A 17,923-nucleotide genomic window follows, 5' to 3' on the forward strand; every position below is an offset into this window, starting at 1 on the left:
TGATAACCACAATTGTTCTTTAGTTACAGGTTTTATAGAAATCCTGAATTGTGTTAAACGCTGATTTATATGTAAATCCTAACCCCTTAAGCACTTCCTTACTTCCAATATTATTTCGGTGAGGGATAACACCATGCTCTTTGATGCATTGACTGACTCCTTATTCTCCTTCTTGTTGTTGCAACATTTCCTCAAGGACGGTTATGGCTCCTGAAATTCGAAGCAACGTCTGTTTCAGCTCCATTTCTTGTTGCTCTAGTTTTCTTAATTGCCTTTCACCAGCTGAATAGTTATCGCGTAAATCCGCAAGTCGCTTTTTTAATGATGTCTTGTCCATTTTTAAGTTCTTTGGGTATGATGGTTTATATTACCCAATAGATGCAATTGCAAACTACCATTTTTTAAGGTTAGTTTGATTATTGGTCAGCATACTTATATGCTTATCGAAAGGAGGGCCTGCCGGCCAGGCCCCGCTTTAATTTAAACAACCAAAGACTTAAGTTTGTTGCTAAGTTCGGTTATGCCGGCTTTTTCAAGGCATAGTGCAGCAAGATCGGCAAGCTTGTTGATCGACTCTTTTGAAGCAAAATCAATTAATAAATTGTCCCCTTTAGCTGCTGCACTGATACCACGTTCAATGGCCTGGCTCAACAGCAACACATCCTTTCTTTGTAGTTTTAAATCCACCTTTACCTGGTCTTCCATTCCCGGAACACTCAGAACCGCATCATAGATGACGGCTACCCCTTCTGTTTTCATACGCACATTTTTAATGGTTAATCATCACCACCAAAAGTAGCTACCGTAGCTGATTTTCAGCTGTATAGAATTTATACAGCTAACCCTTTTGTGGTTCCACGCACTTAGTTTTGTCATACTTTTTAAGATGAGTGAAAACGAAATAGTGCAGTATGGAAAAAGAAAAGCAAAGCATCTCTTGCAGTCAGGCAAGGAAAATCGACATCGTAAATTATCTGGACAGCATAGGCTTTCAGCCGCACAGGATCAAGGGTAGTGACTACTGGTACCATTCGCCTTTCAGGCTGGAGAAAACGCCTTCCTTTAAAGTCAATAAAGAATTGAATAGGTTCTACGATTTCGGGGAGGGCTGGGGTGGGAACCTTATAGACTTTGGCACGCACTTCTACAACTGCTCCGTTGCAGATTTCTTAAAAAGCCTGCCAAATCTTTCTTCTTTTCAAAAGCTGGTTAAACCTTTTCAACCAATAGCCAATGTACCATCATTAAAAGTCAATATCCTTTGCTCCGCTCCCATTACCGCACCTTCACTTATCAGCTATCTTTCTACACGAGGGATATCAAAAGATTTAGCGTTGCAATTCTGTGAAGAGCTGCATTATAAAATTGGCCGTAAAAACTATTATGGAATCGGATTCAAAAATGATATAGGGGGCTATGAAATCCGCAACCCTTATTTCAAGGGCAGCTCCTCTCCTAAAGCAATTACTACCATCATTAAGGGCAATAAAAAACTCTCCGTTTTTGAAGGCTTCTTTGACTTCCTGTCTTTTGTTACCCTTTATCAAAAAATACCTTCTTCCCATTCAGATTTCCTGATCCTGAACAGCCTCTCCTTTTTTGAAAAATCATTAGAACAAATGATGGCCTATGAGGTCGTGGATTTATATCTGGACAACAACACTGCCGGACAGCATTGTACTGTCAAAGCCTTAGCTGCAAATAAATGCTTTCAGGACAAATCCGGCCTTTATAAAGGATATGAAGACCTTAATGACTTTTTATTGAAAAAGCGGATCGTATCTGTGCAATCTGATCCTTCGCTAAAAGAGCCGCCCTAGTAAAACCAGAGCTACTACAATAATTCCAAAAGCTTCTCTCTCAAAGAAAGGTTAACCCGATTACCTGTGGGCCCTGTAATCGGCAAGATGAATGGTTGTAATACAACCAAAATTTGCTGCCCTTACTCCGGAGTCGTGGGCAGGCTTTAAAAACAACGATTGCTTTTTTAAACGTGAAAAAGATAAGTGATGAAAGAACAGAAAAACAACCGGATAAAACTGGTGCAGGCACGCCTGACCCTTGCCGAAGAAGCCTTATTGATAAGGCATTTTAAGTCTACTACAGAACGCAAACTCAGTGCCTACGTGCGTAGTGTTATGCTTGCAAAACCACTGATTAAAGCAGTGCGTAACGAGTCGCTTAACGACATCATTAAAGAGCTGTATGAGTTGCGAAAAGACCTGAGTGGCGTGGCCAATAACTTTAACCAGGCTATACATAAACTCCATACACTTTCCACTTACCCTGAAATAAAAGCTTGGCTGTTAGGCTTTGAAATCAACCGGAAAGCCATGCAAAAAAGCATAGAGGAAATCAAGCTGTACATCAATAAAACATCGGACAAATGGTTGCAATCCTGAGCCCCTCGAAGTCGATCCGCAACAGCTTTTGCTACAATGAAAACAAAGTTAAGGAGGGTGTAGCAACACTCATCCACGCTGAAAATTATCCTAAGAATCTTGCTGATATGACGGAAAATATGCGGCTGGAGATGCTACAGAAATTAGCTGCACAGAATCCAAATGCAAAGGTAAACAGCATGCATGTCACGTTGAATTTTGACCCATTGGAGCAGTTTTCAACAGAGAAAATGGTTGAGATCGCTTGTGTTTATATGGATAAGGTAGGCTTTGGAAATCAGCCCTATCTTGTCTATCAGCATTTCGATGCCGGACATCCTCATCTCCATTTAGTCACCACAAATGTGGAAGCTGGTGGCACACTGATAGACCTTCACCACCTCGGTATCCGAAAGTCAGAACCGGCACGAAAGAAGATCGAAATAGACTTTGGATTGGTTAAGGCTGAAGACCAGCCCAAACACGATTACAAGTTAAAACCTGCTTGTTCTGCTAAGGTTATCTATGGTCGAACTGATTCCAGGAGGGCCATCCATAATGTACTTACAGCATTGTTGGACAGCTATAATTATGGATCGCTGAATGAACTCAATGCTCTACTTGGGCAATACAATGTAAGGGCTGACGAAGGCAGCGAAGGCTCCAGGGTATTTAAAAATGGGGGCTTGCTCTACAGGATACTCGATGAGTGCGGCAACCCTGTAGGTGTACCTATTAAAGCAAGCGCATTTTATAATAAGCCAACCTTAAAAAACCTCGAAAAGAAATTCCTTAAAGGTGCTGTTACCAAGCAGCAATACAAAACCCGTGTTAAAAATACCATTGATTTAGCACTGCGGAAACCCGGTATGGATAGTTTAAATAAACTCATGGATGCCCTTCAATCATCCGGCATCCATACGGTTTTAAGGCAAAATAAGGATGGTATCATCTATGGCATCACCTATGTTGACCATAAAAGTAAATCTATATTCAACGGTCGGGAGATAGGGACAAACTACAGTGCCAAAGGCATCTTAGACCGTTTTTTACCGAAGCAAATACCAGCGCCATCATTACTTAATGGTAAAGAAAAACCCCTACCTACTAACCCGGCTAATGTGCCAAACCCTCCTGCTGAAAAGGGTTTCGGGGTTTCATCAAGTACACCTAGTCAAGATAACCCGGCAAGCCTGCTACAAGAATTGATGGAGCCGGAGCATGGGGTAGACTACATCCCTTACCACCTCTCCGGTAAAAAGAAAAAGAAGAAAAAAAGAAAAATCAATAACAACTAAACACAACGTCATGGCTATGCAGACAGGTGAAAACGAACAGGCGCTCAGGAAAATTCTGGATATGAGCCGACTTATCAGTGTCGTATTACTGGTAATCCATTGTTATTATTATTTGTATGCTGCTTTTTACGAGTGGCAATTTACAACATCCTTTACGGATAGGCTTCTGGACAATATCCGTAACACGGGACTCTTTAAAAACTTCCATAATTCCAAACTCATTGCCCTTGCATTCCTGGCTATTTCCTTACTGGGAGCCAAAGGAAGAAAGGATGAAAAGATGAATTATAAGACCGCTTTGGCCTATCTGATCACAGGGCTATTGCTGTATTTCTTTAGTGCTTTGGCGCTGATACCCAGGATGGATGTTGTCTTGCAGGCGGTCCTCTATATAGGGATACTCACTATTGGATTTCTGCTGATGCTTTCCGGTGGCACCCTCCTTTCCAGGATCATTAAGGATAGCTTACGGGATGATATTTTCAATTCCGACAATGAAACATTCCCTCAGGAAGAGCGCTTATTGGAGAACGAATACTCGGTAAACCTTCCTGCCCGGTATAAGCTAAAAGGTAAATGGCGCAAGTCTTTTATCAATTTCATCAATATTTTTAGAGCTGTACTCGTTCTTGGGACACCCGGTTCCGGGAAAAGTTTTTTCGTCATAAGGCACTTTATAACGCAGACAAGCCGAAAATGTTATACCCAATTCGTATTTGATTTCAAGTACCCCGACCTCTCTGTTATTGCTTACAATGCCTGGCTAAAAAACAGGCATCATTATAAGGTAAAGCCATCATTTTACGCCATCAACTTTGATGATTTAACCAGAAGCAGCCGTTGCAATCCACTTGATCCCACACAGATGGTGGACATTACGGACGCTACAGAATCAGCCCGTACTATACTATTAGGACTAAACAAGGAATGGATCAAAAAGCAAGGTGATTTTTTCGTGGAATCACCCATCAATCTGATTACTGCTATTATCTGGTACCTGCGCAAATATCAGGACGGTGCTTACTGCACGTTACCACATGTGATTGAGTTTTTACAACTGGATTATGATTTCTTGTTCACTTTATTACGTTCAGAGAAAGAGCTGGAGAATCTGGTGAACCCCTTTATCAATGCCTATTTAGCTGATGTTATGGAGCAGTTGGAAGGCCAGATTGCCTCTGCAAAGATTGCGTTGGGCCGGCTTTCATCTCCTTCTTTATATTATGTGTTAAGCGGAAATGACCTTTCCCTGGATATCAATAACCCAGAAGCTCCAAAGATATTGTGTATTGGCAGCAACCCACAAAAATCACAGATTTATGGTGCAGTGATCAGTTTGTTTGTGAACAGGCTTTTGAAAATTGTCAATCAAAAAGCTAAATTAAAAAACTGTTTAATCTTCGATGAGTTCCCAACTTTATACCTCAATGGTATCTCCAATCACATAGCAGTTGCACGCAGTGCAAAGTCAGCAACGGTTTTAGGAATGCAGGATATGTCGCAATTACGAAAGGATTATGGTAAAGATGAAGCCGATGTGATCATGAACATTGTGGGTAATGTGATCAGTGGACAAGTCATGGGCGATACCGCAAAGCAGCTATCAGAACGGATTGGAAAAATCATGCAGGACAGGCAATCGTTATCGATTAATAGCGGCGATACTTCCATCAGTAAATCAAAACAGCTGGAGTCCGCAGTACCTTCCAGTAAGATTGCAGGACTTTCCAGTGGTGAATTTGTAGGTATGGTTTCAGATGATCCGGATAACAAAATTGCACTCAAAGCCTTTCATTGTGAGATACTCAATGATATCCCTGCCATTCAAAAAGAGGAGGCCGCTTATAAGGAAATACCTGTGATCCGGAAGATTGACCGTGACATGGTGGAACGGAATTTCCTTCAGATCAAGGAGGATGTATTGGATATTGCGCACTCTGAAATGGAGCGGATGATGGCCGATCCTGCGCTTTCTTATCTGGTGATAAAGAAAAAGTAACCTAGGCAAAGGTGAAAATAATCATACACTATTTATAATAGGAGATTAGCATATACCTCAATTATGAAAATTATCAATTCCTTCTTACTAGCATTACAACTGACAGTTCACGTATGTATCCTATCCCAGAAAAAGAAGTTTTAGGATTCGTTTTTTGCGCAATTGAAGTGCAGACACTCGCAAAATTGTAGTAAGTTCAGATATAAGGAATGTCTAGTTAGTCGCCTTTGGGTAACATAATAATGGGAGGTGACATATGCTACCTCCCATTATGATATGGCTTATTCTAAAATAATCTTTTGGGGAACAGAAGAACCATCTATTCCTGTTACCTCTACAATGTAGATCCCTTTTGCCCAACCGCTAGTAGTTATTGTCGTTTCGGTTTGGTTAAGAGTCGGAGATGATTTAAATACTGTGGAACCAAGAACATTTCTTACGTTGATGGCATAATTTTTCAGGTTGCCAACATTAACTCTAAACTGGTTCCGAGCAGGATTGGGATAGATAAATATGTTGTTTGTTTTGTTTTGTGTTTCCTCAATACCTAGTTGTTGCACTGGAGCGGTTGTTATGTATCTATAATTACGAAACGCAGGCGGTTGTCCCTCCGGTATAGAATGTGTATTTGAAATTTCCATCACAGGGCTTCCTATGCCTGATTGGTACCATCCATAAATTTCAGTTTGGGATATTGTGCCATCTATTGCATGAATTGTAAGAATTGTTTTGATCCTCAATGTATTTACATAAGTGCCGATTGGTGTTTTAACAGTACCATACCCATCGACACTGACGGAAATGATGCCGCTTTCAACATAGAATAAAACATTCCCGAAATTGACATCACTTGCAAAGGTATCTGTAAATGAGGTATTATATTGTATGGGAAACTTAAGGATCTGCCTTGGGTCATTAAACGTATTTTTCACCCCGGGTTTATAGTATCCGTTTAGATATATTCCGGATGCATCTTTAATGTAAAAACTGCTGGAATTCGCACCGACATTAATATTGTAAAAATTAGATCCGGGAAAGGTGTCGCAAAGTGTTGTATCTCCGCAGTCATGTGTTATATAATCTGATGTCGTTATGGTATTCAATTGAGAGAAATTCCAGGTTTTATTTTCTCCACTTTCTCCTTGTGACAAGGCAGTTGTATCGCTTTTATAAGTATACACAACGCCACCCCCAACTGGGTAATCCGTGGCATTGATGGAGATTTGAGCATTTACTGTCAACGAAATTGACGATAATAATAATAAACCAAAGAGTTTGTGATTCATGGGAGAGCATTTTATAGATTGATGATGTTGTACTAAAGAATTTAGCGTTCAAATATAATGACAAAAACAGTAATGCATTTCAAACTTCATATTTCTGTACTATTTATACAGCACCGGGCTTACCACCTCCTAAAACACAGCTCAGCTCTTTTGGATATAGCTTAAGAACCATGCTTGCAGGCTATCCTATCCGTTTCGATATGGCATGGCCGGGTGATTTTAGTAAATCGCCGGTTTGGTATTTATCGCTGACTTTGAAGTAAGGAACGAAGTAAAGCAATATGAAAATTTACTTTTTGTTATTTAAAAGTGACTCCAACAGTGCAATCTTTTCTCTTTCGCTTTTTAAAAGGGCATCATACAATTCAACAATTTTCTCAATAGCATTGATGTTGTAATTAATTACAGTATTGTTCTGGTCGTATATATTGTTGTTGATTATGGCATTTTCATTAAAGTTTTTTATAGCCTCAGCTGGAACACCTAACGTTTCCGCTATTATATCCAGCTTATCTTTATCAACCTTTTCATTCTTCTCCATTTTCGCATAGCCTTGCCTTGAGATACCTAAGGCTTTTGCCAGCGTTTCCTGCTTAATTCCTTTAAGATTTCTTATGCTTTCAATTTTTCTTCCAAGATGGATAGGTTCTTGTTGTTGGAGCGGCATCTTGATAAATTTATTGATTTAGAGAATGAATTGATAGTACTCAGTTATTAAAATAAGTTACTTATTGCACCCTTACAAGTTGCAGTAAGCAACCTGTAAGGGGACAAAGTTAAGGGATTCAGCAAATTAGGACACTTACTAAATGCAACTATGAAAAATTTGGATACTAATTAAAAGACATTATTTTTGTCTGCCTTTAAAATAAAATGGCATTTATCACCGATATAAACCTGTTCACCGAATAACGAAATTTATTGAGTAATTCTTGAATTGCTCCTGCTTTCACTGTTACCAGACTCCTAATCCTGCAATGGTGCATTTTCTATTGAAAATCCATCAGGGGATAAATTTTGAAAAGAAAACATCTTTTTGGATGGGGAAATTTCCCCAAGCTAAAAAGGGGAAATTTCCTCTAAAATTTGTCATTTATATTTTCAACTTTTGCACCCCCATAAATGCAATTTCATATAAATCTATCTTTTACATGCTTAGTATGAGCATATAAATCAACATTACTGAAATACATTTCTACATACATCCTTGCATTATTTCTTTTGCTTCATTTTCAATCTCTGTATGCCCAACAAGTGGAAACAGCAGAGAATATCGACAATGCTACTATCTATTTAAATAGCAAGATAACTTCGCTGGATAAATACACTGCTAAATCGCAAAAGATCCAACAGCGGCTTTTAAGGCGGCTAAAACGCAAAGAGGCAAAACTGCTCAAAAAGCTGGCTGCCAAAGATTCGGCTGCCTACCTGCAATATGTGAACCAGCAGGGGCTTTCCTACGATTCTATTGCCCTCCTTTCCAAAGACACAAGTTACCAGCAAAGGCTTGCAAATAAAAAGAATGCCGCCATCGACAGCCTCAAAGGGGTGCAACGCTTTATAGAAAACCAGCAAAGTAAACTGGGGGGCGCTGCTTCCATAGCAGATAAGACAGGCGTACCCATGCCGAAAGAATTAGGCCAATTACAGGGGCAGCTGAACGGGCAACAGGGTATCGATAACCTCATCAGCCAGCGGACGGCAAGCCTGGAAAGCCTTGCCAAAAGCCAAAATATTAAAGGGATGGAAAGCATACAGAAGGATGTCTACTACGCCCGTGAAAAAATCAAAAACTGGAAAAAGCTGACCGACGAACCCGATGATGCCGAAGCAGAAGCCCTTGAATATTTACAGGGAACAGAAGGTTTCGACAAATACCTGAAGCAAGACAATAATGCCTTTGGCGGACTGGGCAATAATGCCACTGCGGCCGACCTGCAAAGAGCAGGTTTCCAGACGAAAAGCCAGGTGAACAGCTTGTTACAGGATAAGCTGGGCAGCAGCATGAACAGCGTGCAGCAGCAAATGGCCGACCAGGTGCAGCAATACACCGACAAGCTCGGCGGTGTGGGCAAGGAAATAGGCAAAGCAAAGGAAGCCATTGGAAAAGCAAAGGAAACAATGGGCCAGGGCAAGGAAGCCATAGCCGCCGCAAAGGAAACAAAAGATAATCTCAAAAATATAGAAAAACCCATTTTCAAGAAGAACCCGGAAAGAGGAAAGCCTTTCCGCGAAAGGCTGGAGACGCAATACAGCTTCCAGACCTCCAGGGCATCTGTAGACGGGCTGAAACCTGCCATGATGGATGTTTCTGCTTCCGTAGGTTTCAAGCATACGCCCAGGCTGAGCTATGGCATCGGCTTCGGGCTGAGTACCGGGCTGGGCAAAGACTGGCAGCACCTCAAAATCACTTATGAAGGCATTACCCTGCGTGCTTATACCGACTGGAAATGGATCTATGGTTTCAGTTTCCAGGCAGGTTATGAAAGAAGCTTCAGGCCGGATAACAGGGCTTACCTCTCTCAAAATGCAGACCCGCAAAACGGCAGCCCGACACCGGAACCTTCCGGTAATAACGCACTGAAAGATGCCTTTGGCGGACAGCAGCAAACGGCCTACCTGGGCATTATGAAGCGCTACAAGATCAACAGCAAATGGAACGGCACCTTCCTGGTGGGCTATAACTTTTTATGGCAGCAGGAGGACATGAGGAGCCCGTTTATTTTAAGGTTTGGGTGGGGAAGCAATTAGTATAATAAATATAAACAACAATTAAGTATCAGCCATGCTATGGCCGACACGGATTCTACCTTTACAACGAATAACCTTATAAGCACGTCCCTATTTACAGGAGGCTTACAGAGCAACAAAACGGCGATCACCACCGAATAAAACACATAACTATTAAGAATAGAAAAATGAATAATAATACCCTATGAGAAACAACATCTTGCCTTTGCTATTGCTTTCAGGGTCTGCAATAGGAAGTTTTGCCCAGACGGCTGCGCCCACCGATTTGTACCTGAAGACCATGAACAGCTATCTTTCCCCCTCACCGGAGTCGGCGCAGCTGATGAAGTACCAGGACTATCCGGTCAACTTGTTTACAGGGACACCCCAGGTAAGCATACCGATCTATACGGCTTCGGGCAAAGGCATCTCCATTCCGGTCACGCTTTCGTACCATGCAGCCGGTGGCGTGAAGGTGGACGACCAGGCGACGGCATATGGATTAGGCTTTTCTTTAATATGTGGCGGAGAGATCAGCAGGGAAATGCGAGGGGGCGCTGATGAGGGGGCTTTGGGCACCACCGGTTACCTCAACAAACCATTGAAAATGTGGGAATATGTACAAAAGTACAATAATGGAATGGGTACTTATGCAGACCAGCAGCTTTGGGTAGATGCCATGAACGGCACCTGGGATGTAGAACCGGATATCTTCTATTTTTCTTTCGGTGCCTATTCCGGCAAATTTGTATATGATGATGTTCCGGCAAAGTTTGTGTGCATTGATGAGTCATCGCACCTCAATATTACCTTTGACCGGAGCAATATGCCCAATTCGGCATTTACCATTGTAACCGATGATGGCAATACCTATATTTTTTCTGCCAGGGAAACGTCGAGGAGCCAGGTACGCAATGTAGGGTTTTCGCCCAGTATTGCGCCGGCAGGCCCTGAAATACCCACTTCCTGGAAGCTGACTAAAATTATTAATGCCGACAAGACCGATTCGCTGATGCTGGACTATGTGGGGCAGCTGAGCAGCTACTGGACAACAGGCGCCAATATTGATTATGAGACCCGCAGCGGTGCCTTCCGTTATCCGGTATTGTCGTTCAGCAATACCACCATTGGCGGACAGGCAAAGCTATCGAAGATAAGAGGCACGAATTTTTCGGTAGATTTTATAGATGAAACGGCAGACCGGCAGGACCTGCCTGCGGGCAACAAAGCCCTTTCCAAGATTGTTATCAAAAATGGCAGCAATGAAGTACAGGACCTCTTTGTGCTGCACCACAGTTATTTTGACCGTACTTACCCTATAGGGCCCATGCCGGTGGCGGCAAACAGTACGCTTATTACAAAATCGCTGCGCCTGGACAGTATATCCGAATATGGTAATTCCGAATCGAACCCTTTACCCATAAGGCATGCCTTTAGCTATAACCAGACCCCTATGCCGGCCAGGCTTTCTTTTGCCAAGGACTGGTGGGGTTACGCCAATTATAATACTTTTGAGGGTTCGCTGATACCGCCCTATGTTACCGGTACCAATATATTGCTTGCGGGGGCCAACCGGAAACCGAATTTCGACCGGACTGTTGCAGGTATCTTAACCGCTATCCGGCTGCCAACAGGCGGTACGGTCAACTATGAATATGAGCCCAATACGACGGCTTCCCCGGTAGAGCAGGCTTCCCTGCCACAGGAGCAGTTAATGACCGTTGACCAGATGATACAGTTGCCGGAGCCGGGCTCTAGTACAATCGGCAATATGGTTACTAAATCCTTCACCATCAATGTACCACCGAATGCGACCCTGAATAATAACCAGGGGGGCGTTATTGCAACCATCAGCTGCTATCCCAATGCGCCTAACCCCACACCGGGAAGTAACAATGCTGTGTATGGAACCCCATATTATACGCTCAGCAAAACGTCCAATATACCCGGGGTTGCCGGTGGCTCTTATAGTGGCTCCTGGCAGGCAGGCGGTGCCTTTGGGGTTTACCTTCCCAATGGCAATTATACCATGACCTATAACAATAACGGCTATATTCCCCCTACGGCTAATGCAGCAGAAGGGGAGCCGCCGGGCGGGCAATTTGTCTACTTTAATGTAAGTTACAATGTACCAGACCCCAATGCCCCTTTCCCCAATTACGGGCTTGCAGGTGTGAGGGTAAAATCGATTACCACCCTTGACCCCTATTCCAAGATGACCCAGAAACGGAGGTTCCGTTACCATGATCCTGTAACGGATTCTTCCTATGGCGTGTATATTGGTAATGCCCGTAATTCATTTTGGGAAGTTTCACAGAATGGCCAATGGATTGTACGCAACGGCAGCTTCAATATGCCGGGCCAAGGGAATGTTTCAAACAGCATTGTATACCCCAAAGTAATGGAAGAGGTATCGGACAATGGGGTTACCTACCGTACGGAACATTATTACTCCTGCCGTACGATACCCTCTTACCCTACCGGGTTCCCGCTGGCGCCGCCGCTGGATTTTGCTACCTCGAGGGGTAATGAGGAAAAGACGGTTATGGATAAGTACACCGGAAGCGGCTTTGTGCCGGCTGCCGTAAAGATCCAGAAGTGGAATGATACCGGTGTAAGCCTGTCGAACGGCACCGCATTTTCGCATCCGATACAGGCCATGAAATGTTCTGCCACATCGTACGATGTAGCGCTGGTAATACAGCAGGGGTTTGCGCCGCCAATTGTGGGTGTTTATGACATTGCCATAGGCAACCGGCTTTACCTCGATGCGGATTCTACCATTACCTATGACCTGAACAATGCCAACAATAAAATTACGGAGTGGCATGACTATAAATACGGGGACTATAACCTGCAACCTATTGTTGTAAGGAGCGGTAACAGTGACGGAAGCGTGAACATCCAGAAGAACTATTATGCCACCGATGTGCCGGAAACCAATACCGTCATCAATGCAAACCCGATAGCGCAGATGGTTAGCAGCAACCGGATTACCATGCCGCTGGGTACCAAACAGTTTAAGGACGCACAACTGCTGAGCCAGCAATACAGCTATACCCGTTTCGATGGCAGCAAGCTATTGGTGGACAGTATGCGCCAGTCGTTACTGAACAGCGACCCTGAAACAGAAATAAAGGTATTGCAATACGACGATGCCACGAACCCTTTAAGCATAGAGATGCGGGGCAACAAATACCGGAAGTATATCTGGAACAAAGCAAAGGGATTACCGATTGCCACGGCTATGGTACCTAAAGGAAATGCAGCCTTTGCCTTTACCTCTTTTGAATACCCGGGTGAATATACCTGGACCGAAAGCAGCCGCAGCCCTTATGGCGCCTTTGCAGGTAATTACTTTTATGACCTGCATGGCGGCCCTGTTACCTGCCCCGATTTTTATGCCGATGGCGGTGTGGATGTGTATGTATGGGCGGCCTATAACGGCGATGTAAAGGTCAACAACCTACCCATGCAAAGTACGGGGCGGACGAATGGCAGCTGGACGCTGTATACCCGGCATATAGACGCATCGGATACCCACCCATTTGGTTATTTTACAACATTGGTCATTTCCGGCACTGCATTTATAGACAACCTGGTGGCATTGCCTACAGGCAGCGTATTCCAGGGCAATGTGTACGATAACAGCAACAGGGTTACGGCAGTGGTGAACGAACAGATAGCCACCAGCTTTTATGAATATGATGCCTATGGCAGGCTGAAAAGCGTAAAAGACGAGCAGGGCAACCTTATCAAATCAACTTCTTATCAATACCAGGGCACTAATAACTAGACCATGAACAACAACAATCCCTTTTTAAATATAGCGCTGGTTGCAACCCTGGCTTTCTCTTTAGTAACCTCTGATGTAAATGCGCAGGTGGCGCCTACGGCCAATATCCCGGTTACGGTGGGCAGCAACCCTGCCGTACTATATCCGGGTATCAAAAACCTGGTCAATACCGGACAGTTCAATTATGTAAGGACCTTCATACCCGACCAGCCTTTATCCAATATACCTTCCGGCAGTAATTATTACCGGCAGGCTACCGATTATGTGGACGGACTGGGAAGGCCGCTGCAAACCGTGGGCCGCAAGGCACATGCGCGCGGCAACGACCTGGTAGGCGTATATGTATATGACAGTATGGGCAGGGAAACCTACCAGTACCAGCCCTTTGCAGGGCCAACGGGGCCACTGGTGTTTAATGGTTCTTATGGCACCATCAAATTTAACGACAGCACACAGATGCGGAAGTTCTATGAAGAGGCGGGTAATGATGAACAACCCTTTAATCAGACAGTCTTCGAACCTTCGCCATTGGGCAGGATCATAAAAAGCATGCCGCCAGGTGGCGGTGGTGTGGGCAGTAGTAAAGGCACGACCTATAATTATATAACCAATACCAACTGGTCTTATAACAACGGCCTGAATGTATATGTGCTTACAGGCGGGTTCCCTATCTGGACCATTGCCAATACTCCGGGTGCATTGCCTGTAAACACAGGGCAGTATGCACAGGGACAATTGCACATTACTATTGTGACGGATGCAGATGGGAAAAGCTCGATGGAGGTAAAAGACAAGCAGGGCAAGGTGGTGATGAAAATGGTAAACCTTACCCAGAATGCTTGGGGTGCTACCCGGCCTTCGGACTATGCCTATACCATTTATGTGTATGACGACCTGGGAAGGGTACGCTGCGTGCTGCCACCCGAAGCAGTTAAACCCACCGGCACTACCGGAAACTTTACCTGGACAGCTATTACCCAACAGGTAATGGATGGTCTCTGTTTTTCCTATGTGTATGACTACCGTGGCAGGGTGATTGAAAAGAAGATACCCGGCAAGGACGTAGAATATTTTGTGTATGACAAAAGGGACCGGATGGTATTTTCGCAGGACGGCAACCTCAGGCAAATCAATAAATGGCAGTTTACCGGATACGATGCCATGGACCGCCCCTTATGGACCGGTATTTACGGCATAGCCGGAACGCCGGAGACAAGGGTAACGCTACAGGCCATTATGGATGGTACACAGAGCTATAGTATGCCTTCGCTCTTTTATTACCTGAAACAGTATGATATGATAGATGTGAGCCCGGTGAGCATCGCTAACTGTGATATGCTGAGCTATACCAATTACGACCATTATGGCGATGATATGCCCGGCTTTATTGCAGGTGAGTTTACCGATATGATCCCTGCCAATAATGTACTGGCGGTGCCATCGAATGTAACTTATATCGCCAGGGGCTTGCCTACCAAATCGGCGCTGCGCGTACTCGACCCGCAGACAGGGCTTACGGGCCAATGGATGTATAAGGCCGTTTATTATGATGCCAAGGCAAGGCCGATACAGACCAATGAAACGAATATTATTGGCGGATTTGACGTTAACAGCCATGTCTATTACTTCCAGGGGCAGCTTTACAAGAATAAATTAAGGCACCACGATACCTCTGCCGTGGCGATACCCGGCACCAACGACGGTATTTATTACGACTATACGGTTGTCAATACCTTTGAGCGTAATTTCGGTATAGGCGGCAAAGGCAACGACCTGGTAAAGAAGCATACCCAAAAGATCAATGACGGGCCCGATTATGAACTCTCCGGTTACGAATACGACCACCTGGGCCGCAATACCCTGAAACAGTGGACTGCGGGGCTGAACCTGCAGGAATACAATATGGGCGGTATGATGAACCATATTGCCTTCCGCAAATATAACCAGGATACGGTTTTCAACGAAAACCTGTATTACCACAATGGTTTTGCCAGCAGGCTGTATAACGGCAATATTGCAGGTATTACCTGGTGGGGAAAAGACCATGTGAAAAGGGCCTATGGTTATACCTACGATAACCTGAACCGCCTGACACATGCAGAGTTTAACCAGTATAACGGTGGCTGGAACAAGACAGGCGGTGTGGATTTTACGGCATCCAATATTACCTACGACCTGAACGGCAATATCCTTACCATGAACCAGATGGGAAGGCTGCCGGGAGCTGCCTCGTCCATACCAATGGATATACTGGCCTATAAGTATGCACCTGGCAGCAACCAGCTCTTTAATGTGAAGGACGGGGTTGCACCTGCTGTAACGGCTGCACTGCCTGACTTCAAGGACGATGGCAACAACAATGCCAATACGGTAGAGGAATACCGATATGACAAGAACGGTAACCTGGTCTGGGACCTCAACAAGAAGATTAGCGCCATCAGGTACAACCACCTCAACAAGCCAAGCAGGATCACCGTGGATGGCAAAGGCACCATTAACTATACCTATGATGCTGCGGGTAACAGGATACGCAAAGTAATGGTGGATGCAGTGACGGCAGCCACGGAGCAATGGGATTACGTGGGCAACTTTGTGTATAAGAACAGGGAGCTGCAATATATACTCAACGACGAAGGCCGCGCCAGGCCGATAGCCGCAGGGCATGCCGAATATGCTGCGGTACCGGATGGGGAGTGGCAGACCAAATTTGTGTATGATTATTTTGTGAAGGACCATTTGGGTAATGTGCGCAGCACTATCAACTCGAAGCCCAATGCCTACCCCTATCTTGCCATGCACAATATATCGACGGCAAACATAGAGAACCTGATCTTCGACAACATCACCGCTGTACGCGATACCAAACCCGGCAGCACCGACCCCGATGATATGGCGGCCAGGCTGAATGGTGCGGAGCTGGACAGGCGCATCGGCACTGCTATTATGCTGCAGACCAATCCGGGCGACCGTTTCACCATTAATGTGAATGCTTTTTATGACGGCGATTACGGCCAGCACGATGCACCGGTATCGCCCAACGAAATGATGGAATCGCTGATGGGTACTTTGCTGCGTGGCAGCACCATAGGCCCCAAAGGCATGCCGGTAGAAAAGCTGCCCGACAACCAGGCCATGATACGGAGCATTTTTGCAAACCCTGCACTGGCAGGACAGGTAGACCAGATCATTAACCAGAACAATAACAAGGACGCACCGAAAGCACATTTAAACTATCTTTGGTTTAATGATAAGATGCAGCTGCAGGCCGACCTGAGCGGATCGGTACAGGTAGCACAGCTGCCCAATAACTGGAATGTACTCACACCTATGGATGGCAACAGTAGCAGCAGCTGGGGTACGGTTAGCGATCCGGGTATTGTATCGCCGGGGGTGGGTACGCTCATCGTTTATATCGATAACCAGAGTATTGGAAAGGATGTATGGTTCGATAACCTGTCGCTGAATATGTACACCAGTGAGGTGACGGAGGAGGATCATTATTATCCGTTTGGGTTGACGGTGAATATGTTTACGAATACTGGGGTGGCGGCGAATCCGTATAAATATCAGGGGATAACTCTTGAAAAGCATTTTGGGTTGGAGACCTATGAGACTTTTTTTAGGGGGCTTGATCCGCAGTTAGGTAGATTTAATTCAATTGATCCGAAAGCAGCTACCAATACTTCTATTTCACCTTATGCGGCTATGGAAAATAATCCAGTATTGTTTACTGATGTATTAGGAGACAGTGTCAATGTTGCCGGATTATATGAAAAAAACAAAGATGGTAGCTTTGTGAACCCCAAAGCTGTTAAAGCTTTTGAAATCTTCGCTTCAACAGATAATGGGAAGGCATATTTGCTTGACCATGCACAAGCAGGTTTTTCATTACAAGGTGAGATTGTTTGTGATTTAAATATTCAAGCTACAGAGGAAGGTAAATCTAGTCAGGGAGGTGTAGATGTAAATTATACTTTAGGTGATATAAAACAAGATAATGGAGGGGCCGCCACATCTTCTGATTATACTAAAGGGACTTTTGGGAAAAAAGATGGAGGAAGGTTAAAAACCTCTTTTGTTTTTCCAAGAGCATTTAAATTTGTTCAAAAATATTCCGACGAAAATGATGAGACCATGTATAACGTTGCAAAGGTTACCCATGAAACATTTCTACATGGGATGATAAACGAAAAGAAGTATTTCAGCAATGTAAGTAAATTTACATTTGGATATGGTGACCATTCAGATGACGTTTTTAATGGATCTTTCATGGAAAAGAAAGGATTACCGACTCTAATAAATGCACAGAAAATTCTTTTAAAAACAAATGGAGGAAGCGGTATGTCTATTGAAAACATCAAGAAAATGTTAGATGGTGGTAGAGGTACTGATGGTCAAATAAAAAAATAATATCTTCATTTTTTAAAATTTCA

The 17,923-nt window shown here is 44.0% G+C and carries 11 protein-coding genes; 7 read left to right on the forward strand and 4 right to left on the reverse strand.

Features of this window, described 5'->3' with window-relative positions; all coding sequences use genetic code 11:
- Positions 1-160: 160 nt before the first annotated feature.
- Positions 161-337: a hypothetical protein gene (locus P0Y49_14200; GenBank protein ID WEK17950.1), complete on the reverse strand. Its 177-nt coding sequence runs from the start codon at positions 335-337 to the stop codon at positions 161-163.
- A gap of 143 nt (positions 338-480) precedes the next feature.
- On the reverse strand, positions 481-759 hold the full coding sequence (locus P0Y49_14205; protein WEK17951.1) for a hypothetical protein: 279 nt from the start codon (positions 757-759) through the stop codon (positions 481-483).
- 152 nt (positions 760-911) lie between these two features.
- On the opposite strand from P0Y49_14205, the gene P0Y49_14210 reads away from it, so the two are divergent.
- From P0Y49_14210 to mobC, 4 genes are all read left to right on the forward strand, one after another.
- The gene (locus tag P0Y49_14210) at positions 912-1,820 is read left to right on the forward strand and encodes a toprim domain-containing protein (GenBank protein ID WEK17952.1); all 909 of its coding nucleotides are present in this window, start codon (positions 912-914) and stop codon (positions 1,818-1,820) included.
- 189 nt (positions 1,821-2,009) lie between these two features.
- A complete protein-coding gene (locus tag P0Y49_14215; GenBank protein WEK17953.1) occupies positions 2,010-2,402 on the forward strand; it encodes a plasmid mobilization relaxosome protein MobC in 393 nt (130 codons plus the stop codon).
- Entirely contained in the window at positions 2,387-3,679 is a 1,293-nt protein-coding gene (locus tag P0Y49_14220) for a relaxase/mobilization nuclease domain-containing protein (GenBank protein ID WEK17954.1), read from the forward strand. Before P0Y49_14215 ends, P0Y49_14220 begins: the two co-directional genes overlap by 16 nt.
- A gap of 16 nt (positions 3,680-3,695) precedes the next feature.
- A complete protein-coding gene (gene mobC / locus P0Y49_14225) occupies positions 3,696-5,678 on the forward strand; it encodes a conjugal transfer protein MobC (GenBank protein WEK21799.1) in 1,983 nt (660 codons plus the stop codon).
- 281 nt (positions 5,679-5,959) lie between these two features.
- On the opposite strand, the gene P0Y49_14230 is transcribed toward mobC, so the two are convergent.
- Together P0Y49_14230 and P0Y49_14235 are read right to left on the reverse strand one after the other, a co-directional pair.
- A complete protein-coding gene (locus tag P0Y49_14230) occupies positions 5,960-6,964 on the reverse strand; it encodes a T9SS type A sorting domain-containing protein (GenBank protein WEK17955.1) in 1,005 nt (334 codons plus the stop codon).
- A gap of 289 nt (positions 6,965-7,253) precedes the next feature.
- Entirely contained in the window at positions 7,254-7,631 is a 378-nt protein-coding gene (locus P0Y49_14235) for a helix-turn-helix transcriptional regulator (GenBank protein WEK17956.1), read from the reverse strand.
- A gap of 587 nt (positions 7,632-8,218) precedes the next feature.
- Here P0Y49_14235 and P0Y49_14240 point away from each other — a divergent pair.
- From P0Y49_14240 to P0Y49_14250, 3 genes are all read left to right on the forward strand, one after another.
- Positions 8,219-9,715: a hypothetical protein gene (locus tag P0Y49_14240; GenBank protein ID WEK17957.1), complete on the forward strand. Its 1,497-nt coding sequence runs from the start codon at positions 8,219-8,221 to the stop codon at positions 9,713-9,715.
- A gap of 184 nt (positions 9,716-9,899) precedes the next feature.
- The gene (locus P0Y49_14245) at positions 9,900-13,490 is read left to right on the forward strand and encodes a YD repeat-containing protein (protein WEK17958.1); all 3,591 of its coding nucleotides are present in this window, start codon (positions 9,900-9,902) and stop codon (positions 13,488-13,490) included.
- Positions 13,491-13,493: 3 nt separating this feature from the next.
- On the forward strand, positions 13,494-17,900 hold the full coding sequence (locus P0Y49_14250; protein WEK17959.1) for a DUF6443 domain-containing protein: 4,407 nt from the start codon (positions 13,494-13,496) through the stop codon (positions 17,898-17,900).
- Positions 17,901-17,923: the final 23 nt, after the last annotated feature.

This window comes from Candidatus Pedobacter colombiensis (genome assembly GCA_029202485.1).
In the GTDB taxonomy this organism is placed as follows: Bacteria; Bacteroidota; Bacteroidia; order Sphingobacteriales; family Sphingobacteriaceae; genus Pedobacter; species Pedobacter colombiensis.